Origin of the sequence: Micromonospora sp. NPDC047465 (assembly GCF_040643125.1) — a bacterium.
Taxonomy (GTDB): Bacteria; Actinomycetota; Actinomycetes; order Mycobacteriales; family Micromonosporaceae; genus Micromonospora.
Window position 1 is genome coordinate 128241 of sequence record NZ_JBEYTP010000016.1, and the last position, 24951, is coordinate 153191.

General features: G+C 70.5%; 20 protein-coding genes and 2 pseudogenes. 15 read left to right on the plus strand and 7 right to left on the minus strand.

The features are described from left to right. Nucleotides 1–64 precede the first annotated feature (64 nt). Together ABZ793_RS17105 and ABZ793_RS17110 are read right to left on the minus strand one after the other, a co-directional pair. The gene (locus ABZ793_RS17105) at nt 65–1324 is read right to left on the minus strand and encodes a M20 family metallo-hydrolase (RefSeq protein WP_357457825.1); all 1260 of its coding nucleotides are present in this window, start codon (nt 1322–1324) and stop codon (nt 65–67) included. Next, nucleotides 1321–2346, minus strand: coding sequence for a pyridoxal-phosphate dependent enzyme (locus tag ABZ793_RS17110; RefSeq protein ID WP_357457828.1), 1026 nt, complete (start codon nt 2344–2346; stop codon nt 1321–1323). Before ABZ793_RS17110 ends, ABZ793_RS17105 begins: the two co-directional genes overlap by 4 nt. Before the next feature lie 89 nt (nt 2347–2435). Between ABZ793_RS17110 and ABZ793_RS17115 the strand changes: the two genes are divergently transcribed. Next, entirely contained in the window at nt 2436–3335 is a 900-nt protein-coding gene (locus ABZ793_RS17115; RefSeq protein ID WP_357457831.1) for a LysR family transcriptional regulator, read from the plus strand. 194 nt (nt 3336–3529) lie between these two features. Here the strand turns inward: ABZ793_RS17115 and pepE are convergent, their stop codons facing one another. Continuing rightward, nucleotides 3530–4270 (minus strand): dipeptidase PepE, encoded by a 741-nt coding sequence (gene pepE / locus ABZ793_RS17120; protein WP_357457835.1) that lies wholly within the window; start codon nt 4268–4270, stop codon nt 3530–3532. A 43-nt stretch (nt 4271–4313) separates the two neighbouring features. After that, complete coding sequence (locus ABZ793_RS17125; RefSeq protein WP_357457838.1) at nt 4314–5138, minus strand: IclR family transcriptional regulator; 825 nt, start codon at nt 5136–5138, stop codon at nt 4314–4316. Between the two features lie 166 nt (nt 5139–5304). Here ABZ793_RS17125 and ABZ793_RS17130 point away from each other — a divergent pair, with 166 nt between their 5' ends. From ABZ793_RS17130 to ABZ793_RS17190, 13 genes are all read left to right on the plus strand, one after another. Beyond that, nucleotides 5305–6312, plus strand: a complete 1008-nt coding sequence (locus ABZ793_RS17130) for an ABC transporter permease (protein WP_357457840.1) — start codon at nt 5305–5307, stop codon at nt 6310–6312. Continuing rightward, complete coding sequence (locus tag ABZ793_RS17135; RefSeq protein ID WP_357457842.1) at nt 6305–7213, plus strand: ABC transporter permease; 909 nt, start codon at nt 6305–6307, stop codon at nt 7211–7213. Before ABZ793_RS17130 ends, ABZ793_RS17135 begins: the two co-directional genes overlap by 8 nt. Nucleotides 7214–7287: 74 nt before the next feature. Then, nucleotides 7288–8865, plus strand: a complete 1578-nt coding sequence (locus ABZ793_RS17140) for an ABC transporter substrate-binding protein (protein WP_357457845.1) — start codon at nt 7288–7290, stop codon at nt 8863–8865. Nucleotides 8866–8981: 116 nt separating this feature from the next. Beyond that, nucleotides 8982–10307 carry a M20 family metallopeptidase gene (locus ABZ793_RS17145; protein ID WP_357457848.1) on the plus strand — a complete coding sequence of 442 codons (1326 nt, stop codon included), beginning with the start codon at nt 8982–8984 and terminating at the stop codon, nt 10305–10307. Nucleotides 10308–10309: 2 nt separating this feature from the next. After that, nucleotides 10310–11260, plus strand: a complete 951-nt coding sequence (locus tag ABZ793_RS17150; RefSeq protein WP_357457850.1) for a DUF1177 domain-containing protein — start codon at nt 10310–10312, stop codon at nt 11258–11260. A 50-nt stretch (nt 11261–11310) separates the two neighbouring features. Beyond that, nucleotides 11311–13089 (plus strand): ABC transporter ATP-binding protein, encoded by a 1779-nt coding sequence (locus ABZ793_RS17155; protein WP_357457852.1) that lies wholly within the window; start codon nt 11311–11313, stop codon nt 13087–13089. Beyond that, complete coding sequence (locus tag ABZ793_RS17160) at nt 13089–13832, plus strand: AroM family protein (RefSeq protein WP_357457854.1); 744 nt, start codon at nt 13089–13091, stop codon at nt 13830–13832. Before ABZ793_RS17155 ends, ABZ793_RS17160 begins: the two co-directional genes overlap by 1 nt. Before the next feature lie 671 nt (nt 13833–14503). Beyond that, the gene (locus ABZ793_RS17165; protein WP_357457857.1) at nt 14504–15316 is read left to right on the plus strand and encodes a GntR family transcriptional regulator; all 813 of its coding nucleotides are present in this window, start codon (nt 14504–14506) and stop codon (nt 15314–15316) included. Nucleotides 15317–15330: 14 nt separating this feature from the next. Further along, nucleotides 15331–15951 (plus strand): ECF transporter S component, encoded by a 621-nt coding sequence (locus ABZ793_RS17170; protein ID WP_357457860.1) that lies wholly within the window; start codon nt 15331–15333, stop codon nt 15949–15951. Next, nucleotides 15948–16724, plus strand: coding sequence for a hypothetical protein (locus tag ABZ793_RS17175; protein WP_357457862.1), 777 nt, complete (start codon nt 15948–15950; stop codon nt 16722–16724). Before ABZ793_RS17170 ends, ABZ793_RS17175 begins: the two co-directional genes overlap by 4 nt. After that, nucleotides 16721–18487, plus strand: coding sequence for an energy-coupling factor transporter ATPase (locus ABZ793_RS17180; protein WP_357457865.1), 1767 nt, complete (start codon nt 16721–16723; stop codon nt 18485–18487). Before ABZ793_RS17175 ends, ABZ793_RS17180 begins: the two co-directional genes overlap by 4 nt. Further along, nucleotides 18487–19293, plus strand: coding sequence for an energy-coupling factor transporter transmembrane component T (locus tag ABZ793_RS17185; protein WP_357457868.1), 807 nt, complete (start codon nt 18487–18489; stop codon nt 19291–19293). Before ABZ793_RS17180 ends, ABZ793_RS17185 begins: the two co-directional genes overlap by 1 nt. Before the next feature lie 32 nt (nt 19294–19325). Then, nucleotides 19326–20366 (plus strand): ADP-ribosylglycohydrolase family protein, encoded by a 1041-nt coding sequence (locus ABZ793_RS17190; RefSeq protein ID WP_357457871.1) that lies wholly within the window; start codon nt 19326–19328, stop codon nt 20364–20366. A gap of 268 nt (nt 20367–20634) precedes the next feature. Here ABZ793_RS17190 and ABZ793_RS17195 read toward each other — a convergent pair. Both ABZ793_RS17195 and ABZ793_RS17200 read right to left on the minus strand, forming a co-directional pair. Next, nucleotides 20635–20952 (minus strand): annotated as a pseudogene (locus tag ABZ793_RS17195) (PEP-utilizing enzyme); the annotation flags it as partial. A gap of 921 nt (nt 20953–21873) precedes the next feature. Next, a complete protein-coding gene (locus ABZ793_RS17200) occupies nt 21874–23196 on the minus strand; it encodes an aspartate aminotransferase family protein (RefSeq protein WP_357457873.1) in 1323 nt (440 codons plus the stop codon). Nucleotides 23197–23282: 86 nt separating this feature from the next. On the opposite strand from ABZ793_RS17200, the gene ABZ793_RS17205 reads away from it, so the two are divergent. Further along, nucleotides 23283–24266 (plus strand): LysR family transcriptional regulator, encoded by a 984-nt coding sequence (locus tag ABZ793_RS17205; protein WP_357457875.1) that lies wholly within the window; start codon nt 23283–23285, stop codon nt 24264–24266. Between the two features lie 91 nt (nt 24267–24357). Here ABZ793_RS17205 and ABZ793_RS17210 read toward each other — a convergent pair. After that, nucleotides 24358–24951, minus strand: a pseudogene (locus ABZ793_RS17210) (transposase); the annotation flags it as partial.

Genomic DNA, 24951 nt, shown 5'->3' on the forward strand with positions numbered 1-24951 from the left:
TCCGGGTCGAGGCCGGGGTTGACCGGGTCGGTGCGCAGAAGGGCGTCGAGCGGGTCCAGGACGGTCATGGCTGGTCCGCCAGTCGGAGTACGGCGTTGGCGAGGACATCGGTGCCGTTGCCGCAGGCCGTGGGGTTGGAGTACTCGCGGGGCGTGTGGCTGATGCCGCCGTTCTCGCCGGCGACGAACACCATGGCGGTGGGGCAGATCGCGGAGATCTCCTGGGCGTCGTGGCCGGCGCCGGACATGGTGCGCACGTACGGCAGACCGAGGTCGTCGGCGGTGGTGGCGAGCACCTCCCGGACGCCGGGGTGGAAAGGGACGACGGCGGTCCTGGCCATCCGTTCCCAACCGACCTGGACGCCGTGGTGGGCGGCGAGCCTGTCGACGTAGCCGGCGAGGTGCTGCTCGGCGGAGGTCATGTGGTCGTTGTCGGGGTTGCGCAGGTCGATGGTCAGGGTGGCCTGGTGCGGGATGACGTTGGTCTGGCCTTCGCCGATGTCGAAGTTCCCGATGGTGGCGCGAAGCTGCCCGAAGTCGCCGCTGTCGCACATCCGTCGGGCCTCGACCACGACATGGGCTGCGACCAGGCCGGCATCGTGCCGGGACTCGATGGGGGTGGTGCCGGCGTGGGCGGCCTCACCGCGGATGGTGAGCCGCTGCCAGGAGATGGACTGAACGCCCTCGACGATGCCGATGTCGACGCCGGCATCGGCGAGGATGGGGCCTTGCTCAATGTGGCACTCGAGGTAGGCGTACGGGATGGCACGCCGTTCGTGTGCGTCGCCGTCGAATCCGATGCGAACGAGTTCTTCCTTGACGGTCCTGCCGTCCCCGTCGGTGAGCGTGTGGGCGTGGTCGAGCGGGATGCGTCCGGCTGTCACGGCCGAGCCGAGCATGTCGGTGCCGAACCGGACGCCTTCCTCCTCGGTGAAGAATCCGACCTCGATGTCGCGCAGGGTCTCGACGCCGGCGTCGTTGAGGGTGCGCATCACCTCGATGCCGCCCAGCACGCCGAGGGTGCCGTCAAAGGCTCCGCCGGTGGCGACGGTGTCGATGTGGGAGCCCATCAGCACGCACGGCAGGGACCGGTCGCGGCCCGGGCGGGTGGCGTAGACGTTGCCGATGCGGTCGACCCGCACCTCGAGCCCGGCCTCGCGCATCCACTGCACGCAGCGGCGGCGGGCTTCGGCGTCAGCGTCGGTCAGCGCCAGACGCCGGACTCCGCGCAGCCCGGTCGCCTCGTCGTGGTAGGCGCCGATCTCCTTCAGTTGCATCAGGGAGGCCCAGAGCCGGTCGCGGTTGATCCGGACGGTACGGGTCATCGAACGGGTCCTTCCGTACTGAGCAGGACGACTACGGCGTCGTGGCCGAGGTCGAGGGCGGCACGCCGGTGCGGGTCGGTGAGGACGGCCCGGACGCCGGCCAGGGTGGCCGCGCCGCTCGGTCCTGAGGAGACACCGAGCCGGCCGAGGTCGTCGACGGCGCGGAGCGCCTCGTCGTCGCCGACGGCCACGGCTGCGTCGCAGCCTGCGCGCAGCACCGGCCAGGCGGAGCGAGACATGGTGCCGCAGTTCAGGCCGGCCATCACCGTCGCCGCGGTCGGCACCGTCACGGGTCGGCCTGCGGTCAGGCTGGCCAGCACGCATGCTGCGGCGTCGGGTTCGACCGAGAGCACGCTCGGATGCGCGGTGCCCGGGCGTCGGTGGTGCCGCACGACCGCCTCAGCCAGCGACCCGACCCCGACCGGGACCGCCACCAGGTCCGGTGGCCCCTCGAGTTGGGCGTCGACCTCTTCCAGCAGCGTCTGGTAGCCCTCCACGATCCAGGCAGGCACCTGCTCGTAGCCGTCCCAGGCGGTGTCCTGGACCAGTGCCCGGTCGGGATGCTCGTCGGCGAACTCGGCTGCCCGGCGCACCGTGGCGTCGTAGTCGCCGTCCACCCACACGACTTTCGCGCCCTCGGCGGTGATGCGGGCGGCGGTTTCCGGCAGCATCACCTCCGGCACGAACACGGTCGCCCCGACACCGAACTGAGCCGCCATGCGGGCGACGGCACGACCGTGGTTGCCATCGGTCGCGGTCACCAGCGTGGCGCCGGGGCGTTGCTGAAGCACCTGGCGGCAGGCCCAGGAGGCACCGAGCACCTTGAACGCCGGCAGCCCGAGTCGCGACGACTCGTCCTTCACCAGTACCCGCCCGACCCCGAGCTCGCCGGCCAGGTCGGGGACCGGAACCAGCGGCGTGGGCGTATACCCCGGCAACGACCGGTGGAACGCGTACGCGTCACTCGGCGCGAACGAGCTGATCCAGTCACGAGCGGCCGGCGACCGGTACCACGACATCATGCGGACCATCGTCCCCACCACGACTCAACAGGTCCAGCGCGGAAAGCAGCAAGATAATGTGAAGCAAACCTGATGCTTCGGGAGGCTCGATGCTTGACCTTCGACGCCTACGACTGCTGCGCGAGCTCGCCCGTCGAGGCACCATCACCGCGGTCGCGGAGGCGCTGTCCTACAGCCCGTCCGCGGTCTCCCAGCAGCTCGCCGCGCTGGAGAAGGAGACCGGGGTACGCCTCCTCGAGCCAGCCGGTCGCCGGGTCCGGCTGACCGCCCAGGCCGACCTCCTCGTCGCCCACACCGAGCTGCTGCTGGAGGAGATGGAACGCACTCAGGCCGCACTCGCCCAGTCCATGAACGAGACCGTCGGCACGCTGCGGGTCGCCGCCTTCCAGACCGCAGTCCTCAGGCTCGTGCCGTACGCCCTCACCCAGCTCGCGCAGCAACACCCGAGGCTGCGGGTCGAGGTGACCGAGCTCGAGCCCGAGGTCGCTCATCCCGCCCTCGTAGCCGGCGAGTTCGACATCGTCCTCGGCGAGGAGTATCCCGACCACCCCCTGCCGCGGGCCCGGGAGACCGAGCGGCGCGACCTGCTCACCGACGAACTTCGGCTCATCACGCCAGCCGTGTGGAGCGAGCGGTCGTTGCCCGAACTGGCGTCGCGTCCGTTCGTGATGGAGCCCGTCGGCAGCACCGCCCGGGAATGGGCAACGGCGGCATGCCGACAGGCGGGGTTCGAGCCCGACGTCCGCTACACCTCCACGGACCTGCAGATCCACCTGCGACTCGTCGAGAACGGCCTCGCAGCCGCCCTGCTTCCCGACCTGTCAGGTGCGGGTGAGCGTCACAACGTGGTCTCGCACCCGCTCCACGGCCGTCCCAGAAGACAGATCTTCACCACCGTGCGGCGGGGAGCAACGCGCCATCCCACGGTCCAAGCGTTCACGTCCGCCCTCAAGGCCCAGCAGACTCCGGCTGGCCCGGACGGGGTGTGAGCCCGTCCCCGGCTGCGACGAGCGGCACGTCGAGGTCGTTGGTGATCTTCGCGGCGGCCCTGGGCCGCCTGATGCCGCACTCCCCGGCGAAGGCACCGCCAGCCCCGCACGCCGGCCGTGCCGGCCGTCTCAGGTCCGACGGCGCGGACCGGAGGCGCGTCCCGTAGATCTCCAGGAGGTCCGACTGTTCGCCCTCAGCGGCCGACGTCGAACGAAGCCACTCTCTCGGCGAGCCAGCTCACGTCGGCGCCGCTCGCAACCTCGACCGGCTCGGATGCGCGGCAGAAGACCCGCCCTCCCGCGGCCACGCCGTCGAGCCGCATCGAACTGTTGCTCACCCGCAGCCAGGTGCCCTCGCGCATGGCGAGTACCGGGACGTCGTTCTCCTCGAGGAACTGTGTGAGCCGCTCCTCCCGGGTCTCACCCTGGTGCGTCGAGGCCGGGTCCGGGTCGAGGTAGTGGGGGTTGATCTGGAAGGGCACGAGGCCGAAGGTCTCGAAGGACGGCGGTTGGACGATGGGCATGTCGTTCGTCGTACGCAGGCTCGGCGTCGCGACGTTGGTGCCGGCACTCGACCCGATGTAGGGCATGCCCTCGGACACCCGGGTGCGCACGACGCTGATCAGGTCGAGCTCGTGGATCGCCTTGACGAGACGGAAGGTGTTGCCGCCGCCGACGAAGACTGCCTCGGCGTCGGCGACGACGTCGCGTGGCGTGCCCTCGTGTGCTCCTCGGACGGTGATGCCGAGTGGCTCCATGGCCCGACGGACCGTGTCGGTGTAGCCGTCGTGGTCCGCCAGTGCGAAGGGGACGAACACGATGGAGCGCCGGCCGTCGAGTGCCTGGAGGATCGCGTCGCGCGCATGCTCCAGATAGGCCCGGCCCGGGGCCGTCGAATTGGACAGGAGCAGGAGGCTCTGGTGGCCCTGGGTCATGGTGTCTCCTCGATGCGGCCGGTCCGGCTGGTCGGCGCGGCGTTCAGTGGGATCGGACCGTCGTGGTCTGCCGGGCTGCGGCGGCCGAGTTCGCCCGGTTGTCGAGCAGGGCGGACAGTTGCTCCGCGGCGGCCTGTAGTGCGGGCAGGTGGTCCCGGATGTCGTCCGGACGCGCCGGATACTTGCTCTCGCCGAGGCTGAGCGAGCCGACGGGCCGCCCTCTGAGCATGATGGGAACGGCGAGCGCCCTGGTGGCGTAGTCGTATTCGCCCTCCGAGTAGGCGTAGCCCTGCGCAACGGTCTCGACGAAGAGCCGTTCGACCTCGTGCTCGCCGACCTTCGTCAGCTCCGTGAAGGTCGCGAAGACGCGACCGGAGATGAGGGCGCGTCGTTCGTTGCTGTCGAGGAAGGCGAAGTAGGCGCGGGAGGTGGCTCCCGCGTTGGCCGGGTACAACTCGCCGACGAGCGGATGACTGCGCAGCGGTTCGCCGCCGTTGACGGCGGCGACGCAACGGACGTGGAGCCCGTCCGGGACGGCGAAGATGGCGGTGCGATCGGTCTGGAAGGCGAGCGGCTCGACCACCCGTTGGGCCAGGGCGGCCAGTCCTCCCGTGCGCTCCCAGACGGCGGCCATTCGCCACATCGTCGGCCCGAGGCTGTAGCGCCGGGTCACCGGATCGGCGTTGAGGAAGCCGCGCGCGGCGAGCGCGGCAAGGATCCGCTGTGCGGTCGACTTGTCGATGGCGAAGGCTTCGGCAAGCTCCATGACGCCCCAGTCGCGACGCCGCTCGGTGAACGACAGAAGGACCTCCAGGGCGCGGTCCACGGTCTGGAGCGGCGAGCGGGGGCGGGCGCCGTTGTCTGACATGGGTCCTCCGGGATGGGTGGGACGTGTGTGAACCTACCGCACTCCGATCCAGTTCGAGATGCCCTCTCATATACAGAGAAGGTATTGCGCAGGGGTGCGGGGCGGACGAATCCTGGGTGGCGCCGAGACCAGGTCAGACCCAACAAAGCGCAGATTGGAGGTGGCCGTGAACCACGTGGTGCGACGAGTCCTCGCGATGATCCCGGCGCTGCTCGGTGTCGTGCTCTGCATCTTCCTTCTCACGCGCGTCCTGCCCGGTGACCCGGCCCGGACGCTCGCCGGGGAGCAGGCTGACCCGGCGACCGTCGAGAAGATCCGTGCCGAGATGGGCCTCGACCAGCCCCTGGTCGCCCAGTTCTTCTCCTACGTGCGCGGCCTCTTCGCCGGAGACTTCGGCTTCGCCTGGCACACCGGGCAGCCGGTCCTCGCGGACTTCGCCTCCCGGCTGCCGGCGACGGTCGAGCTCGCCATCGCGGCGATCCTCATCTCGCTGCTCGTGGGGGTCCCGATCGGCGTCGTCAGCGCGACGCGCCGCGACCGGCCCATCGACCACGCCAGCCGCATCTTTTCGCTGGTCGGGGCGTCGATGCCGCTCTTCTGGCTCGCCCTCATCGTGATCTTCGTCTTCTACAACAAGCTCGGGTGGGAGCCGGCCCCGCTGGGCCGCATCGCCCAGGACGTGAACCCACCGACGTCGATCACGGGGCTCTACGTCCTCGACTCGCTCCTGACCGGTGACGTCATCGCGCTCAAGTCGTCGCTGGCCCACATCATCTGGCCGGCCATGTGCCTCGCGACCGGGAGCACGGCGATCATCGCCCGGATGACCCGGTCCGAGATGCTCGAGGTGATCAACCAGGACTACGTACGGACCGCTCGCTCCAAGGGCCTGCCGCCGGCCAAGGTCATCCTCAAGCACGCGCTGAAGAACGCCGCCCCCGTCATCGTCACCGTCGTCGGCCTCCAGTTCGGCCAACTCCTCGGTGGCGCGGTCATCACCGAGACGGTCTTCAGTTGGCCCGGCATCGGCGCCTATGTCGTCCAGTCCGTACTCGCGACCGACTATGCGCCGGTCCAGGCCTTCACCCTGCTCGCCGCGGTCATCTACCTGACGGTCAACCTCTGCGTCGATCTGTTCAACGGCCGCCTGGACCCGAGGATCGAGAATGCCTGACACCACCGTGTCCGCGACCGCGCGGGGCAACCGGGTCGCGTCGTCCGACCGGGCGACCGCCAGGCCCACCACCGCCTGGCGCCTCCTGGTCCGCAACCGCCTGGCGATGGTCGGTCTCGTCTTCATCGCGATCTGGACCATCGGCGCCCTGGTGGCCGACCTGCTGCCGTACTCGCCCACCGAGACCGGAGCCGGAGGGCTTCTCGAACCCCCCTCCGGCGCGCACCTCTTCGGCACGGACAACTTCGGCCGCGACATCCTCGCCCGGGTTCTCGCCGGCGGGCGCATCTCTCTCTGGACCGGGCTCATCGCCGTCGGGATCTCGCTTCTCGTCGGTGTCCCGATCGGTGCCATCTCCGGCTTCGTCGGCGGCGCGGTGAGCGCGGTGCTCATGCGGGTGATGGATGTGCTCCTCGCCTTCCCGTCGCTCGTGCTGGCCATGGCGATCGCCGCCGCCCTCGGCCCGGGCCTGGCGAGCGCGATGGTCGCCGTGGGCGTCGTCGGCATCCCCGAGTTCGCCCGCATCGTCTACAGCCAGACCCGCTCGCTCCGTGAGCGTGACTTCGTCGAGGCGGGGCGCGCCCTGGGTCTGCGTGACCGGACGATCCTCATCCGGCACATCGTCCCGAACACCGTTGCCCCGATCCTCGTCCGAGCGACCCTCGGGATGGGCTACGCGATCCTCACGGCCGCCTCGCTCAGCTTCATCGGCCTCGGCGCGCAGCCGCCGACGCCGGAATGGGGCGTCATGATCTCGGACGGCCGTGGCTACATCATCAGCGGCGAGTGGTGGATGACCGTCTTCCCCGGTATCGCCATCGCCACCTCGATTCTCGGCTTCAACCTGATCGGCGACGGCCTTCGCGACGTCCTCGACCCACGCCTGCGGACGAGCCGATGACCCGGTGCGGACCTGCCACGGACGCCAGCCCATCCGCCCACCCCAACCCCCACCCTGACCTGAAGGAGAACAGCGTGAAGCGCAGCGCCACCCTGGCCGCCGCGGTCGCCGTCATCTTCGTCGCAGCCGGCTGTGGAGCCAACGCCAACCAGGGCGACTCCTCGCAGGCCGATGGGACCGCCAAGGACACCCTCGTCGCCGCCTACTCCGAAGGCGGCAAGACCCTCAACCCCGCCGAGGCCAACGACGTCACCTCCGACACGTTCGTCGTGGCCGCCTACGACCAACTGGTCACGTACGACCGCACGACGGTCGACGGCAAGCCGACCGCCAAGACGGACACGATCGTGCCGATGCTGGCCGAGTCGTGGAAGGTGAGTACCGACTCGAAGAGCTACACCTTCACCATGCGGCCGGGCGTGAAGTTCGAGGACGGCTCGGCGCTCGACTCCGACGACGTCGTCAAGACGTTCGACTTCATCAAGAAGTCGAGTTCGGCGAGCTTCCTGTACGGCATGGCCGGCATCGACACCGTGACCGCGGTCGACTCGCAGACGGTGAAGATCGACCTCAAGGCGCCGAACCACCTCTTCCTCCAGATCCTGCCGATGTACTCGTTCTCGATCATCAACATCGACAAGGTCAACGCCGAGGGCGGCAGCAAGTGGCTCGACACGCACACCGCGGGCTCCGGCCCCTACCGGCTGACGAAGTGGGACCCGGCGACCGAGGCCGTGCTCGAGCGCAACGACACCTACTGGGGTGAGAAGCCGGCCCTGCGCAAGATCAACACGAAGTTCATCGGCGAGGCGAGCAACCGCGTGCAGCTCCTCACCAAGGGCGAGGTCGACATCGCACTCGAGGTGCCCGCGAAGGACGTCGACACGCTGTCGAAGCAGTCCGGCGTCGCCATCGACTCCCGGGCCAGCAACAAGATCCTCTTCTTCGGGATGAACAACGCCGTCAAGCCGTTCGACAACCCGAAGGTCCGTCAGGCCGTCTCGTACGCGATTCCGTACGACAAGCTCATCAGCGACGTCATGAAGGGACAGGCGTCGCCCATGCGCTCGTCCGTGGCCAGCTCGACCCCGGGCTTCACCGACGCCGGCTATGTCTACTCGTACGACCTCGGCAAGGCGAAGGCGCTCCTCGCGGAGGCCGGCTACCCCAACGGCTTCAGCTTCGACTTCACCCTCGGCAGCGGCTTCGAGGACTGGTCGGACGACGCCGTGCTCATCCAGGCCGAGCTGGCGAAGATCGGCGTGACGATGAACATCAACAAGATGGCGCGCCCGCAGTTCCTCGAGGCGCTCGCCACGAAGAAGGTGCAGGCCTACATCAGCCGCTGGACCTCCTTCGTCAACGACCCGGGCTACCACCTCGGCCTCCTGCTGACGAGTGACGGCACGAGCAACTACGTCAACTTCAACAGCCCCGAGGTCGACAACCTCTGGAAGCAGGCCTCGACCGAGACGGACCAGAAGGTCCGGAACGATCTGTACGGCAAGGCGCAGGAGATCATCAACACCCAGGCGCCGTGGGCGTACCTCTACGAGTACAACATCGTCGTCGCGCAGCGGGCGGGCGTGCAGGGGTACACGTCGTACCCCGACGGGATCATCCGCTTCTTCCAGCTGAGCAACAAGGGCTGACGCCGGGGAGAGGCGTGCCGCCGGGCCGCCGCCATCCCGACGCCGGCGGCCGCCTCCTCCTCCACACCACCGCGAATCCGACTCCCCGCAGGCGAACACGACACCTGGAGCCCGACTTGACCACGACATCCCCCGCCTGGGAGACCCGGGTCCTCGACGAGATCGAGCGCACTCGGGACGAACTGCTGACGCTCGCCGGAGACCTCATCCGGATCCCGAGCGAGAACCCTCCGGGGGACTGCACGGACGTCGGCACCTTCATCGCCGACCACCTGCGCGCCCAGGGCCTCGACCCCGAGGTCCACGACGCGGGCGATGGTCGCCTCAGCATCGTCGTCCACCGTGCCGCGAGCAACGCCGCGGTGGACGGCGATCCCACGACGGCGCGCCACCTGGTGCTCGCCGGCCACACCGACGTCGTCCCCGTCGGTGACCTCAACCGCTGGACGTTTCCCCCCTTCGCGGGTGACATCGTCGACGGTTATCTCCGCGGTCGCGGGGCGAGCGACATGAAGGCCGGTCTCGCCGGCGTCATCCACACGCTCGTCGTCCTCCACCGCCTCGGCGTCCCGCTCGCCGGGAAGCTGTCGCTCGCGGCGGTCCCCGACGAGGAGCAGGGCGGCTCGCGCGGGGCGGACTGGCTCCTCGACCAGGGGGTCCTCGACGGCGCGACCGGCGCGATCATCGCCGAGCCCGCCGAACGCACGCACCCGACGATCGGCCAGAAGGGCAGCAACTGGTTCCGTCTGACGATCGACGGCAAGCCGGGACACGGCAGCCTCCAGCCGCTGCACGGCCTCAGCGCGAACCTCCTCGCGGCCAGGGCCGTCATCGCCCTGCAGCAGCTCTGGGACATGAAGCCGTCGGCGCCTGAGGACGTGCGCGACCTCATCGAGAGGTCCAAGACGTTCGCCGAGGAACGCGAGGGCTACGGTCCCGGCATCGGTGCCGTCTTCGAACACGTCACCGTCAACATCGGCACGATCCACGGCGGCACCTCCTCCAACGTCGTCGCGGACCGGTGCGTCGTCGACGTCGACACCCGTGTGCCGATCGGGTTGTCGCGGGCCGAGGTCCTCGCCCGGGTCGACGAGCTGCTCGCCGAGGCGGGCATCGAGGCGACGATCGAGCCGATCGGCTTCCGCAGCGAGCCGAACTGGACGCTGCCGAGCGACCCCATCGTCGCCGAACTCGTCGCGGCCCTACGCGAACTGACCGGGGACCCCACCGCCGAGGGTGTGCTCCAGTGGGCGTCCTCCGACGCCCGCACCTTCCGCAGCCACGGCATCCCCGTGCTCCAGTACGGGCCGGCAGAGCTGGCCACCATCCACGGCTTCGACGAGAAGGCACCCGTCGCCGACGTCGTCCTCGCCGCGAAGACCTATGCCCTGACCACCCTCCGGTACCTCGGCGTCGCCGAGACCGCTGTCGAAAGCGAATAACCGTGCTGTCCCACGTCCTTACGGCCCTCGACCTCCTCGACCGTCCCGACGCGTCGGGCAAGCTCGTCGCCGGGCACCTGCGCACCCTCGGCGACGACGCCTGCTCGATCACCGTCGAGACGGTGGCGGGCGAGCGTGGCTCGACCGACTTCCTCCGCGTCACCGTCCCGGGCAGCCGCGGCAGGACCGTCGGCGGCGACGCCCCGACGCTCGGTGTCGTCGGGCGCCTCGGCGGCCTCGGCGCCCGCCCGGAACTCATCGGCTACGTGTCCGACGGTGACGGGGCCACCGCCGCCGTCGCCACGGCCGCCAAGCTCCTCGCGATGCACGCCCGCGGCGACATCCTGCCCGGCGACGTCGTCATCTCGACGCACATCTGCCCCGACGCACCGACCCGCCCACACGACCCCGTGCCCTTCATGGACTCGCCCGTCGACATCACCGCGATGAACGAACACGAGGTCACATCGGAGATGGACGCCGTCCTGTCCATCGACACCACGAAGGGCAACCGCCTCATCAACCACCGCGGCATCGCGATCTCCCCGACGGTCCGCGCCGGCTACATCCTCCCCGCGAGCGCCGACCTCGTCAGCGTCCTGGAGACCGTCTCGGGGGAGCCCGCCGTCGTCTTCCCGCTGTCGACGCAGGACATCACGCCGTACGGCAACGGCCTGCACCACCTCAACTCGATCCTCCAGCCGGCCGTCGCGACGGACGCGCCCGTCGTCGGTGTCGCCATCACCACGGTGACACCCGTCGCCGGCTGCGCGACCGGCGCGAGCCACGAGGTCGACATCGCACTGGCCGCGCGCTTCGCCGTCGAGGTCGCCAAGGGCTTCACCGCGGGTGCGGTGTCCTTCCACGACGAGGCCCAGGCGGCGCTCCTCGAGAGCCTCTACGGCCCGGCCACCCACCTGCAGACGAGTGGAAAGGTCCCCGCGGACGCCTGAGCGGGCGCGCGCGACCGAGCCCAGCGGCACACGGAACAAGGAGCACGGACATGGCTGAGACCCTGCTGTCGATCGAGAACCTCTCGATCCGGATCGACACGTCCCGCGGCCCGATCCACCCGGTCCGGGGCCTCGACCTGACCATCGCGCGCGGCGAGATGGTCGGGCTGGTCGGCGAGTCGGGCTCGGGCAAGAGCGTCACCGCCATGTCGATCACGGGACTGCTGCCGGCGCGGCAGGCGCACATCACCGGCGGGCACATCCGCTTCGACGGGCGCGACCTCGCCGCGCTGTCGGACCGGCAGATGCGCGGGATCCGCGGCAAGGACATCGCGACGATCTTCCAGGAGCCGATGACCGCGCTCAACCCGGTCTTCACGATCCGCGACCAGCTCACCGAACCGTTGCGCCAGCACATGCGCCTCGGCCGACGGCAGGCGGCGGACCGGGCGGGCCAACTGCTCGACATGGTGGGGATCCGCAACACCGCACGCGTCCTCGCCGGGTACCCGCACGAGCTGTCCGGTGGAATGCGCCAGCGAGTCATGATCGCCATGGCCATGGCGTGTGAGCCGAAGCTGCTCATCGCCGACGAGCCGACGACCGCGCTCGACGTCACGACCCAGCTACAGATCCTCGACCTCATCATGGACCTGCAGGAACAGCACGGGACGGCGGTCCTGCTCATCACGCACGACCTCGGCGTCGTCGCCCAGACCTGCCAGCGGGTCGCCGTGATGTACGGCGGTGAACTGCAGGAGACGGCGACGACGGAGCAGCTTTTCGCCGCGCCACAGGCCGACTACACGAAGCGGCTGCTCAGCTTCATCCCCTCCGCCAACGAGCACGTCATCGAGGCGGTCGAGGCGCTCGCCGAGGAGAGCGCGGCGCCCGACGGCTCGGGGCCGGTTCGCGTCGAGGCAGGCACGGAGGCTCCCACGGCATCCGACGACGACGCGCCGGTGCTGCTCGAGGTCACCGACCTGACGAAGATCTTCACCGGGCGACGCCGCCGTCTGGGACGTACGGCCGACGCCATCAAAGCCGTCGACGGCGTGTCCTTCCGGGTCCGCCGTGGCCGCACGCTCGCCATCGTGGGCGAGTCCGGTTCGGGCAAGTCGACGACCGGTCGAGCCCTGCTGCGCCTGCACGAGCCGACGTCGGGGGCGGTGACCTTCAACGGGGCCGACCTCCTCGCGGCGAGTGACGACGAGCTGCGTCGCCTCCGCTCCGAGATGCAGATCGTCTTCCAGGACACGTACGCCTCGCTCGACCCACGGTGGACGATCCACCGGGCCCTCGCCGAGCCGCTGCGGTTGCACACGGACCTTGACGACGCGGCGATCCGCGCCCGCATCGTCGAGGTCCTCGAGACGGTGGGCCTGCGGGAGGAGGACATCAACCGCTTCCCGCACGAGTTCTCCGGAGGCCAGCGCCAGCGGATCGGCATCGCACGGGCCCTCATCCTCAACCCGAGCCTCGTCGTCTGCGACGAGCCCGTGTCGGCACTCGACGTGTCGGTTCAGGCCCAGGTGCTCGACCTCATGAAGCGGTTGCAGCGGGACCTCGGGCTCACGTACGTCTTCATCTCGCACGATCTGTCCGTCGTCGAGATGATGGCCGACGAGATCGTCGTCATGAGCCAGGGCCGCGTCGTCGAGCAGGGCAGCGTCGAGCAGATCTTCACGGCGCCTCAGCACCCCTACACCAAGGCGCTCCTCGCTGCGATCCCGATCGCCGACCCCACCGCGCGGGTCGACCGGGCCGTGCGGCGCCGCATCGTCGAGCGTGGCGTCGCGGCTGCCGACCTGCCCGAGAAGGTGGCGTGATGCACGAACCGGCTGACGGCGGGGCGCGCAGCGTAAGGCCGACGCTTGGTCTCGTCACGATCGGCCAGGCCCCCCGCGTCGACCTGATCCCCGATGTCGAGGCCGCCCTCTCCGGCGTCGACTGGGTCGAACACGGCGCGTTGGACCTCCTCGACGCGGAAGGCATCGCCCGGCTCGAACCACGCGGCGGAGAGCGTACCCTTGTCTCCCGCCTGCGGGACGGTTCGCGCGTCCGCCTCGGCGCGACGAGCATCGCCCCGGCGCTTGACGGCGCTCTCCGGCGTTGCGTAGCCGATCACTGTGGGGCCGTCCTCGTGCTGTGTACCGGCCGCGTCGAGCACGGTCCGGCGTCGGTGCCGGTGCTCCACGCGGAGGACCTCGCCCACGACCTCATGGTGCGGCTCGTCGGTGAGGGGCGGTTGGGTGTCCTGTGCCCCGTGCCGGAGCAGTTGACGGACATCCGGCAGCGGTGGGAGGGGCGCCTGGGCCGCCCGGTCGTCGCGGCAGCCGTGGACCCCTACACGGCTGGCCTCGACGAGGTGGCAGCCGCCGGACGAAGGGTCACCGCGGGCGGAGCCGACGTGGTCTTTCTCGACTGCATCGGCTACACGGGGGAGCAGCGGGAAGTGCTCGCCGCCGAGGGCATCCGAGCCGAGACCGCCCGCCACCTCGCGGTGACGGGCGCGGTGGGTCTCCTGTCCTCCGCCTCGTGCCCTGACCAGGAGCGCCCACCGGGTTGGTGACCCGACCGGGGGCGGCCTTGTCCTTGCCGCCCAGGTGGTAGTCGTACATCGGTGCTGCCGGCGGCGAGCGTGATGCTCCAACACTGCCCGGCCCACCGGATTGCCGGAGAACCCGCCACGACAGGGGAACTCCAGGGTCGACGAGCAGGTCGTCGACTTGTTGCAGAGTCAGATCCGGTTGGTGCTCGCGGCACTTGCCGGCGTCGCGGCTGTGGCCAACCCTGCCGGGACCAGGGCGCCGGTCAAGACCGGCCGCCACACCCTGCTCGCGGGTCAGAGCTGTCATCTGGGCTTCCTGGAACGACATTGCCGTGGATCGGTTGCGCCTGGCGCTCGCGTAAACGCGTACGTCTATGGGAGGCCCGGATGCCTCCGGGTGGCTGGTTCACGAACCTCGCCGGATCGTGGCCAGGGTCAAGGCCGCCGGTGGCGCCACCCGGACCCGGTTTCGCGACCGCTCGCGCAGTGCGACCCGGAAGGTCCGGCAGTCGGCCTCGAAACCGCACCCGCCGGGCGCGGTCGACCAGGAGCAAACCCCCGGCCGGGCCCGCGCATCGGCCACCCGGACGAGTCGGGGAGTCCGTCGCGGGGTCACTCCACCAGACGCACCTTGACCAGGCCATTGTCATTGGGCGGTTATTGGTCTACCGTCCAGGACCAATAACCGCCCAATGTTCGAGGTGATCATGTACGAGCCCGCCGACATCAGCGATGTCGTCGTCGACGAGACCCGGCCGGTACCCGCGTACTACCAGGTCTACGAGGCGTTGCGGCAGCGGCTCGGCGGCTCCGACCTCCCCCCGGGCAGCCGGCTGCCCACCGAACGGGCCATGGCCGAGCAGTTGGGCGTGAGCCGGGCCACGGTCCGCGAGGCGCTGACCCGCCTCGAACGCGACGGGCTCGTCAACCGGCGGCAGGGCGACGGCACGTACGTGGCCGAACCCCGGGTCGAGCACGACATGCGGTTCCTGCACGGGTTCTCCGCCGAGCTGGCCCGGCGCGGGCACCGGGTCCGCTCGAAGGTCCTCGCCATGGGCGCCGTCCGTCCCTCCGCCCGGCTCTGCGAGGTCCTCCGGGTCGCCGACGGCCCGGACACGGTGATCGAGCTGCGCCGGGTCCGTTCCCTCGACGGCAGCCCGGTGTCGCTGGAGACGGTGTGGCTCTCCGCCGACCGGTGCGCCCCCCTGCTCGGCGTCGACCTGAACGACCGGTCGCTCTACGACTCGCTGCGCGCCTTCGGCATCCAGCCGGTACGCGGGCACGAGCAGCTCACCGCCACCGTCCTCGACGACTTCGAGGCGACCTGCCTCGACCAGAGGGTCGGCGCCCCCGCCTTCCTGGTCGAACGGGTCACCTACGACGCCGCCGATCGCGCAGTCGAGTACGTCAAGAGCGTCCTGCGCGCCGATCGGTTCACCATCCGCACCGACCTCGACCTCGAGGCGGCCCGTTCTCCGCACACACCCCCCACCACCGAAAGCTGACCGGAGGTTCCCCCATGAGCGAGCGCAGCGAGCGAAACATCACGCACGGTCCGAACGAACCTCGTGACGGTCTCCGAGCGCAGAAAGAAACCGGCCCGAGCAATGCCGAAGCCCGGCGGGTCGAACGCCGTCGCGGTGCCGCGCGCTTCTTCACCCCCCGCCGGATCGCCCGCATCGCCATCCTCGTCGCGCTCAGCGCCGTCGGCGCGTTCATCAAGCTGCCCAGCCCGACCGGCACGGTGGCGCTCGACTCCGCGCCCGCCTTCCTCGCCGCCGCCGCGTTCAGCCCGCTCGAAGGGTCCATCGTCGGGGCGCTCGGGCACCTGCTCTCCGCCCTGACCACCGGTTTCCCGCTCGGCCTCCCCGTCCACCTGCTGGTCGCGGCCGAGATGGCCGTCTTCGTGGCGATCTTCGGCCTGCTGGCCCGCCGGGTGAACATCTGGCTCGCGATCGTCGTCGGCATCGTGCTCAACGGGGTCGGCGGCGCCGCCATCATGATCCCGATCGGCGGCGTCGGACTCTTCGCCGCGCTCGTGCTGCCGCTCACCGTCGGGTCGGCGATCAACATCCTGGTCGCTGCCGCCGCGACCCGGGCCCTGCGCTCCGCCGGCCTCGCAGAGGAGGAGACCAGATGACCGGCGCGGTACGCGGCGTCCGGCGAATCCGGGACCTCACCGTACTCGACCTCACCGACAGCTGCCTGGTCGTCGCCTGCGACTCCGTGGGCGGCATCGGCCCGAAGCCGCACGACACGGTGGCCGTACCGGCGTCGACCACCGCGCACTTCGCCACCCGCGTGCCGTTGCTGGAGGTGCTCTGCGCCGGAGCCACCCCGACCCTCGTGGTCAACACGCTCTGCGTGGAGGCCGACCCGCAGGGCCGGGAGATGATCGCCGCGGTCGTCGCGCTCGCCGCCGAGGTCGGCCTCGACGCCGGCCGGGTCACCGGTACGACCGAGGACAACGTCCCCACCGTCGCCACCGGTATCGGGGTGACCGTCCTCGGCGAGGCGGCTCACGGGGCGCTGCGCCCCGGGGCCTCCCGCTCGGGGGACGTGGTGGTCTGCCTGGGCCTGCCCCGCTCGGCGCCCCGGGACCGGGTCGTCCCCGGCCACCCCGACCTGGTCGGCCTCGCCGACCTGCGGGCCCTGCTCGACAGCGGCGTCGTCCACGACGCGCTTCCGGTGGGCTCCAAGGGCCTGGCCTGGGAGGTGCCGCAGCTCGCGGCCAGCGCCGGGCTCACCGTCGACTGGCGGACCGACCATCCCGTACCGGTCGACCGCTCCGCCGGCCCGTCGGCGTGCGTCCTGGTGAGCTGCCGCCCGACCGACCTGACCACGGTCCGTGCCGCCTTCCCCGATTCGCTGCCGGTGAGCGTGGTCGCCGACCTGACCGAGGAGGCACCATGACCACCCGAGGACTGACCCGAGCCGCCGGCGGCGAGTCGCGGGGCACCGGCGACCCGGACGCCGTACTGCGCGCCGACGGCGTCGGCTTCCGGTACCGGTCGGCCACCGAGCGTCAGCTCACCGACGTCTCCTTCCAGATCCGGCGCGGCGAGCGGGTCGCCGTCATGGGCGCCACCGGGGCCGGGAAGACCACCCTGTTGATGATGTTCAACGGGCTCATCCCGCACCATCACGACGGCGAGATGCACGGGTACCTGACCGCGGTCGGCCTGGACACCGTCGAACACGACGTGGTCGACCTGGTCCGGCACGTCGGCCTGGTCATGCAGGACCCGGAGTCGCAGATCACCGGCCGGCTCGCGCTGGACGACGCGGCGGTCGGCCCGGCGAACCTCGGGCTGCCCCGCACCGAGGTGCTCGACCGGGCCCGCCGGGCCCTCGACGCGGTCGGCCTCGGCGAGCTGGCCGACCGGGACACCGGGCAGATGTCCGGTGGGCAGCAGCAGCGGCTGGCCATCGCCGGCATCCTGGCCATGGCTCCGGAGATCCTCGTGCTCGACGAGCCGACCAGCGAACTGGACCCGGCCGGTACGGCCCAGGTGTTCGCGGTGGTGGAGCAGGCCGCCGCCGACCGGGACCGGACCGTGGTCCTGGTCGAGCACGAGCCGGAACTCGTGGCGCAGTGGGCCGACCGGCTGATCGTCCTGCACGACGGTGCCCTCGTACACGACGGCCCACCGGCGGAGTTCTTCGCCGCCGCGGAACGGGCCGAGGCGGTGGGACTGCGACCACCGCAGGTGACCACCGTCTGCCACGCGCTCCAGCGGGCCGGCCGGCTGCCCGCCGACCGGACGGCGGTGACCCTGGACGAGGCGGTCGCCGTGCTCCAGGACCGGCTGCCGGTCACCGCCCGGGCACGCACCAGCGCCCAGGCACCGCAGCCTGCGGTTGCGGCGGACGCGGCCGTCGTGATCGAGGCGACCGGCCTCGGCCACCGCTACCCCTCCGGGGTCCAGGCCCTGTCCGACGTGGACGTCCGGGTCCGGGAAGGTGAGTTCGTCGCCCTGCTCGGCCGTAACGGCGCCGGGAAGACAACCTTCGCCCGGCACCTCAACGGCCTGCTCCGTCCCACTGCCGGCCAGCTGCGGGTGTACGGCCGCCCCACCGGCGACCGCTCGGTCAGCGACCTGGCCACCGACGTCGGATACGTCTTCCAGAATCCGGACCACCAGATCTTCGCCCCGACCGTCCGCGACGAGGTCGCGTTCGGGCTGCGCAACGCGGGCTGGGCGGACGACCGGATCGAGGAGAAGGTACGCGAGGTGCTCGACCTGGTGGGCATGCGCGCCCACCTCGACCACCACCCGTTCCGGCTCGGTAAGGGGCAGCGGCAGCGGCTGGCGGTGGCCAGCGTCCTGGCCCTGGAGCCCCGGATCCTCATCGTCGACGAGCCGACGACCGGCCAGGACTGGCGCGGCGCGCGGGCGATCATGGACCTGGTCCGCGAGTTGAACCGGGCCGGCCGGACCATCCTGATGGTCACTCACGACATGCCCCTGGTCGCCGAGTACGCGCATCGGGCGCTGGTGTTCGATGCTGGGCGGCTCCGCGCCGACCTCCCGGTGGCCGACCTCTTCGCCGACGAGGAGCTGCTCGCCGGGACCCAACTCGTCGCCCCCCAGGTGACCCGCCTGGCCCGGCGGCTCGGGCTGCCCCCGGTCACCACCGTGGAAGCGTTCGTCGAACTGTGGGAGGAGGCCTGATGTTCCTCGAGTACCGGCCCGGCACGAGCTTCTTCCACCGGATGGACGTCCGCACCAAACTCCTCGTCTTCGTGGTCGCGGTGGTGTTGACCTTCCAGTTCGCCCACCCGCTGCCCAACGCGCTGCTGGCCGTCGGCTCGCTGCTGCTCCTGCCCGCGCTGGGCGTGCCGGGGCGGCAGGTGGGCAAGCTGCTGGCGCCCCTGGCCCCGGTCGTCGTCCTGATTCTGGTCTTCGCGGCGCTCAGTCGGGGTCCCGGTGACTTCGGCTCGTCATCCTCCGCCCGGGTGCTGGTGCACCTCTGGTTCGGTGACGGCCTGCCGTTGACCGTCGGCGGCCTGGCCCACGGCGCCAATCTGGGACTGCGGATCCTCACCATGGTGTGCCTGACCGCCGCGCTGATCGTCAGTACGCCGGTGGAGCACTTCGTCGCCCTGATGCGCATGGCCCGGCTGCCGTTTCCGGTGGTCTTCATCGTGATGACCGCCCTGCGGTTCGTCCCGACCATGCAGCACCGGGCCAACCAGGTACTGGATGCCCAGCGGGCCCGGGGCGCGAAGATCGACGGCGGGATGATCGGTGCGATTCGCGCCTACACCACCATCATGGTGCCGCTCTTCTCCACCGGCATCCGGATGTCCGAGGAGCTGGCCGCCGCGATGCTCAACCGCGGCTACGGCATCACCCGGCAACCCACCGCGCTGACCATCCTGCGTCCGACCTGGCGTGATCCCGCCATAACCGCGCTGACCGCCGTGGTGGTCGGCGTGGTCGTCTGGGCTCGGCTGACGGGGTGGGGATCGTTGTGACCACTGTAGAACCGATGAATGGAGTACCCGACATGACCGACCGAGCGACGCTGGACACCGTGACCACGGCGGATCGGGCACGGGGCTGCCTAGCCGGGGTCGCGCTCGGCGACGCCATGGGCATGCCCGGCGAGCTGTGGCCACGCCAGCGGGTCGTGTCGACCTTCGGCTGGATCGACCGTTTCCTCCCCGGCCCGGACGGCCACTTCGTGGTGGACGGCTTCGTCGCCGGCCAGGTCACCGACGACACGCAGCAGACGTACATGCTTGCCGAGGCGATCCTCGCCGCAGGCGGCACCGTGGACACCGCCGTGGTCGCCCGGCACCTCGTCGAGTGGGCCGACCGGGTGGGGGCGAGCGAGGGTAACTTCCTCGGCCCCAGTTCGGCCCAGGCGATCCGGCGGCTCCGGGAGGGGGCCGACCCGGCGGAGACCGGCAAGGGCGGGGAGACCAACGGCGCCGCGATGCGGATCGCCCCGGTCGGCCTGCTGCACCGCAGCGAGCGACTCGACGCGCTGGTCGACGGAGTGGTGGCCGCCTCGCTGATGTCCCACCACACCAGCGTGGCAATCAGTGGCGCCAGCCTCGTCGCGGGCACCATCAGCGCCGCTGTCGAGGCGCCTGACTCGGCCGACCGGCCCACCCGGCTGGCCGAGGCGCTGGAGGTCGGGTACGAGGCGGGCCGGCTCGGCGCGACCCGGGGCGAGCAGGTGGTCAGCCCCTCGGTGGTCCGCCGCGCCCGGTGGGCCGCCGACCTGGCGCGGCAGCCCGGGGACGACGTCGACTTCCTCGCGGACCTCTACGACCTGGTCGGTGGCGGCGTGGCGACCGCCGAGACGGTGCCCGCCGCGGTCGGTCTGCTGGTCCGCTCGGACGCGGACCCGGTGCGCTGCGCCGTGCTGGCGGCGAACCTCGGCGGGGACACCGACACCATCGGCGCGATCGCGACCGGGATGGCCGGCGCGGTCAGCGGGTTCTCCGCCATCCCCCGGGACCTGTTCGACCAGCTCCGGGCGGTCAACGGGATCGACCCCGAAAAGCTCGCCGACGCGCTGCTCGACCACCGTCACTGACCTGCACCGGGTGTGATCCTCGGCGACCCGCACGGGTGACTCGCCGTACTCGTACTTCGGCAACGGTCACCGGCCGCCGTGGACGTTGGAGGTCACGTGGGGGTGCCGTTCGCGCGGCACCGTCCGTGACGTCCCCGTCCACGGGCGGTCGCCGCCCGACCGCTCCGGGCGCTCGTGATCGAAGTCAGCGTTCGTCAGAAGTCCATGCCGCTCATGTCGCTGGCCGGAGCCTTTGGCAAGCTCGGACAACCATCTCGGCCGACGGGATTCAGGGCAGGATCTCGACGTACCCGTCGGTTCCGTGCACGCGAATCCGCTGCCCATCCCGGATCAGCGTGGTCGCATGCTCCACACCGACGACGGCGGGCAGGCCGTACTCCCGGGCGACCACGGCCCCGTGGGTCATGAGGCCGCCCGCCTCCGTCACCAACCCCTCAACCGCGACGAACAGGGGTGACCAGCTCGGGTCGGTGTAGGCGGTGACCAGGATGTCGCCTGGTGCGAGATCGGCCTCGGACATGTCCAGGATGACGCGGGCCCGCCCCTCGACGATTCCACCGGAAACCGGGAGGCAGACCAGCGCGCCGCAGCTTCCTCGCCCCCGAAGGCGAGCACCCTCCCGTCCGAGCTGAACGCCACCGTGGCCGGGATGACGGTCGGGACCTGCCACCCGCCGAGCTTGGCCTGCGCGTCAACGTCCCACAGGCTGAAGTGACTGCCAGGGCACTCCAGGGAGTGGCTGTAGCCGACCACCGCCAACGTCCCGCCGTCCGGCGACAGGGCCAGGGCGGCCAGCCCACTGCAGGCGCGCAGGACGAACCTGGCCCGCGTCCCGACGTCCCAGACGATGACGGTCCCGTCGTGGAAGCCCGCCGCGAGTGTGGTTCCGTCCCGACCCAGCGACACCGGGTGCGTCGCCCTTTCCTGCAGCGAGTAGAGCACCTCGGCCGACCACTGGGGACCGCTTGCTGCCGCGATCGAGTCCGACACCCATGCGACCACCGGCGGCCCTGCCACCGCGCCGCCGCCGGCACCCGCCGCCACCATCGCCACGACCGTCGTCGTTCTGGTCAGTGCCCTGCGATTCTGCACCCGCGGGGTCGCCTCCGCCCGATGTCCGTCGGCATCGCCGGACAGCCGCTCGTACGCGATTGTCGCGGCGGTCCCCGCCGCCAGCAGCCCCGACACGACGGCGACCGACACCCAGGCCGGCAATGCCGCGAGCACCCGCTCCAGCGGCGAACTGCTCAACTCGGAGACGAGGGCGAGGGCCAGTGCGCCGACGACGAACAGCAGCGCGGGAAGGACGAGTCGGCGTCGGCGGCGATTCGGCGCGGCTCCCACCCGGATAATTCTAACGACGTCGTGCATCGTCGCGGATCATTGAGCATCGATGATCGTTATCCATGCCGTGGTAGGTGCTGACGCCCGACGCCTCACTCGATCCGATGTGCGTCGGCGGCCAGGTGACGCCGTCAGCGCCGACGGGAACGGGTGACGCGGCCGGTCAGGCCGGCGCCGCCTCGCCGATCGCCTGGTCCAGGATTTCCAGACCGAGGGCCAGTTCCTCTCGCGTCGTGGTGAGGGGCGGGGCGATCCGGAAGGTGCTTCCCATGCCGGGTAGTTGCACGACGTTCATGTGAAGGCCGAGTTCGAGGCAGCGGCGGGTGACCTGGGCACCGAGGACGTCCGAGCCTTCACGCGTTTCCCGGTCGAGGACGAGTTCGATCCCCTGCATCAGGCCGCGCCCCCGTACGTCTCCCACCACGTCGTGCCGGTCCCTGATGTCAAGCAGGCCGGCGCGTAGGAACTCGCCCAGATCCCGTGCCCGTATGTCCATCTGCTCCTGTTGGAGGACGTCGAGCACGGTGTTGCCGACGGCGGCGACGAGGGGGTCGGACACGTGTGTGGTGTAGAAGAGGTAACCCCGCTCGTGTGCCCGTTGTTCGATCTCTTCGGTCGTGATCACCGCGGCGAGCGGTAGGCCGGCGCCCAGCGTCTTGGAGAGCGTGAGGATGTCGGGCACGATGCCGTCGCGTTGGAAGGCGTACCACGTGCCGGTGCGGCACAGACCGGTCTGCGCCTCGTCGACGATCAGCAGCATGCCACGCTCGTGGCACTTGCGCGCCAGGGCGGCGAAGTAGCCCGGCGGTGGCTCGATGATGCCGCCCGAGCTGAGGATCGGCTCGACGATGCACGCCGCGAGGCTCCCCGACGACTGGGCATCGACGAGGGCGAAGCCGTAGTCGAGCTGCCGCTGCCAGTCAAACTCGCCGTCGGAGGTGGTGAAGTCGGGGCGGTACGGGTTGGGCGTGGGGATCGCGAAGTTTCCCGGCGGTGTAGGCCCGTAGCCCCGGTGGCCGGCGCTGTAGGTTGCGGCGGCCGCGGCGTGCGTCATGCCGTGCCACGACTTGGCGAAGGCGACGACCTCGTGTTTGCCCGTCACGAGCTTCGCCATCCGAATGGCCGCCTCGTTCGACTCGGCGCCGGTCGTCAGCAGCAGCGCCTTCTCGAGTGGCGGGGGGAGGGATTCGGCGAGCCGGCGCGCGAGGTCGACGACCGGGCGCGACAGCATGCCGCTGAACAGATGGTCCAGGCTGGCGATTTCCCGCTGCACCGTGTGGACGATCGCGGGATGACAGTGGCCGAGAATGGCGCTCATCTGACCTGAGGTGAAGTCCAGGATCTGCCGGCCGTCGGCGGTGTACACGAAGCTGCCGGCCGCGCGCTCGATGATCTCGGGAGTGAACGGACCGCCGTAGCGCACCAGATGGCGGTCGACGTCAGACCAGAACTGTTCGGCGGTACTCCGCTCCGTAGTCAGCGTCATACGCCTCACGATAGGGCCGTTCGTTATACGCGAAAAGCTGAGGTTTCTGGCTACGCTGTGCGGAAATTGCGTACAAGGAGTTTCCGATGCGGCTGAACACGGCGCGCCTGGAGATGCTCAGCCTGCTGGACGGCCTCGGCACCATGCGGGCCGTCGCCGCGGCCCTGCACATGAGTCCGTCGGCAGTGTCGGCGCAGCTGGCGGTCCTGGAGGCGGAGACCCACACCGAACTCCTGCGGCGCACCGGCCGCCGCGTACAGCTCACGCCTGCCGGGCGCACGCTCGCCCGACACGCCCGCATCATCCTCGACCAGATCAAGGCCGCCGAGGTGGACTTGCGGGGCCTCTCCGGACAACCGACGGGACCGGTACGCCTCGCGGCTTTCTCCAGCGCCGTACAGGCCGTCGTCATTCCGCTCGCCGCCCGGCTCCGGAAGACACATCCCAGGATCGAGCTCGAGGTCGCCGAACTCGATCCGCAGGCCAGCCAACCGGCCCTGCGCCGCGGCGACTACGACATCATCGTGACGGCGGACTTCATCGACGGGTCCATGCCGCTGCATCCTGACGTGCACAACATCCCTCTGCTCACCGATGCCATTGTGCTCGTGCTGCCACGGTCGCAGGTCGCATCGGACGAACCGGCGGACCTGGCCGACTTCGCCGATGCTGCGTGGTCCATCGACATGCCCGGCACGTACCTGTCGAACCTGGTGACGAGCACCTGCCGGCAGGTCGGCTTCGAGCCGGTGGTGGCTGGCCGCTTCGCCAGCTACGAGCTGCTTCTGGCGCATGTCGAAGCCGGCCTGTCCGTGTCGCTCCTGCCCGAGCTTGCCGTCGACCGTCGCTACCACGTCGACACCCGCCCGCTGCGCCGACCGTTGAGCCGCCACGTCTATGCGGCCGTGCGCAGCCGACCAGCTCTCACCGCCGCGAGCCAGATTGTCCTGGACGAACTGTGCGGCCTCGCGAGGACGTCCTCCAACGTCCGGCGAGACGGGTCCGACCGCCGGCCGTTGGGGGCCAGGTGGCCGGCCGCGACGGCGGAGGTGGCGACGCAAAGCAGGTGAGGCATCTGCCGGGCCGGTACCACGGACTTGGTCGTCCTTGGACCAGCGGGTTGGCGATGGCCGCGACCGTGACGGGTGGCTAGCTTGATCTTTAACCTGTTTGGCCTGGGCGTGGTTTGCGGGTCAACTTCGGTTTCGTTTTCGCCTTGCCTGTCGAGGTGCTGGTCGCGCCGGATGCGGTGTGGACGTCGTGGCGTGGGGTGGGGTGGCTGTTGCGGCGGCCGATTGGCCGCCCTGGTCCTGGCCGGGATGATTTCGGTGCGCTGGCCGGGCAGGTGGCTTTGGCGCGGAGGTGCCGAAATCCTCGGCGGACGCGGGCGGGTGACAGACGCTGTGGTGGTACTGGTTTCTCCCAGGGCCGGCGCAGATCGACGGCCAGGGCGCGGGCCAGACGCAGCTGCGTGTAGGCGGCCAGGATCAGCCAGGTCCATCGGTCGGCGGCCTGCGGGGTGCGGACCTTCGGGCAGGTCCAGCCGAGGGTCTGCTTGAACAGGCGGAACGTGTGCTCGATGTCGAAGCGGCGCAGGAACGTCTGCCAGAGCCGATCGACATCGTCGGCGGTGGCGTCGACGCCGGACCACCACAGCCACACCGGCTTCGGGGTCGCGCCGCTGGGCAGGTGCTCGACCTCCAGGCGGATGACCGTTCCCTCGATGACCGGTAACACCTTGGCCGCGTCGACCCA

What these genes read in the sequence shown, in the direction of transcription:
- ABZ793_RS17205 (WP_357457875.1), top strand. Translation starts at nt 23,283, where the DNA reads ATGCGGCTGAACACGGCGCGCCTGGAGATGCTCAGCCTGCTGGACGGC.
- ABZ793_RS17155 (WP_357457852.1), top strand. Translation starts at nt 11,311, where the DNA reads ATGGCTGAGACCCTGCTGTCGATCGAGAACCTCTCGATCCGGATCGAC.
- ABZ793_RS17135 (WP_357457842.1), top strand. Translation starts at nt 6,305, where the DNA reads ATGCCTGACACCACCGTGTCCGCGACCGCGCGGGGCAACCGGGTCGCG.
- ABZ793_RS17190 (WP_357457871.1), top strand. Translation starts at nt 19,326, where the DNA reads ATGACCGACCGAGCGACGCTGGACACCGTGACCACGGCGGATCGGGCA.
- ABZ793_RS17165 (WP_357457857.1), top strand. Translation starts at nt 14,504, where the DNA reads ATGTTCGAGGTGATCATGTACGAGCCCGCCGACATCAGCGATGTCGTC.
- pepE (WP_357457835.1), bottom strand. Translation starts at nt 4,270, where the DNA reads ATGACCCAGGGCCACCAGAGCCTCCTGCTCCTGTCCAATTCGACGGCC.
- ABZ793_RS17110 (WP_357457828.1), bottom strand. Translation starts at nt 2,346, where the DNA reads ATGATGTCGTGGTACCGGTCGCCGGCCGCTCGTGACTGGATCAGCTCG.
- ABZ793_RS17125 (WP_357457838.1), bottom strand. Translation starts at nt 5,138, where the DNA reads ATGTCAGACAACGGCGCCCGCCCCCGCTCGCCGCTCCAGACCGTGGAC.
- ABZ793_RS17180 (WP_357457865.1), top strand. Translation starts at nt 16,721, where the DNA reads ATGACCACCCGAGGACTGACCCGAGCCGCCGGCGGCGAGTCGCGGGGC.
- ABZ793_RS17200 (WP_357457873.1), bottom strand. Translation starts at nt 23,196, where the DNA reads ATGACGCTGACTACGGAGCGGAGTACCGCCGAACAGTTCTGGTCTGAC.
- ABZ793_RS17115 (WP_357457831.1), top strand. Translation starts at nt 2,436, where the DNA reads ATGCTTGACCTTCGACGCCTACGACTGCTGCGCGAGCTCGCCCGTCGA.
- ABZ793_RS17105 (WP_357457825.1), bottom strand. Translation starts at nt 1,324, where the DNA reads ATGACCCGTACCGTCCGGATCAACCGCGACCGGCTCTGGGCCTCCCTG.
- ABZ793_RS17160 (WP_357457854.1), top strand. Translation starts at nt 13,089, where the DNA reads ATGCACGAACCGGCTGACGGCGGGGCGCGCAGCGTAAGGCCGACGCTT.
- ABZ793_RS17175 (WP_357457862.1), top strand. Translation starts at nt 15,948, where the DNA reads ATGACCGGCGCGGTACGCGGCGTCCGGCGAATCCGGGACCTCACCGTA.
- ABZ793_RS17170 (WP_357457860.1), top strand. Translation starts at nt 15,331, where the DNA reads ATGAGCGAGCGCAGCGAGCGAAACATCACGCACGGTCCGAACGAACCT.
- ABZ793_RS17185 (WP_357457868.1), top strand. Translation starts at nt 18,487, where the DNA reads ATGTTCCTCGAGTACCGGCCCGGCACGAGCTTCTTCCACCGGATGGAC.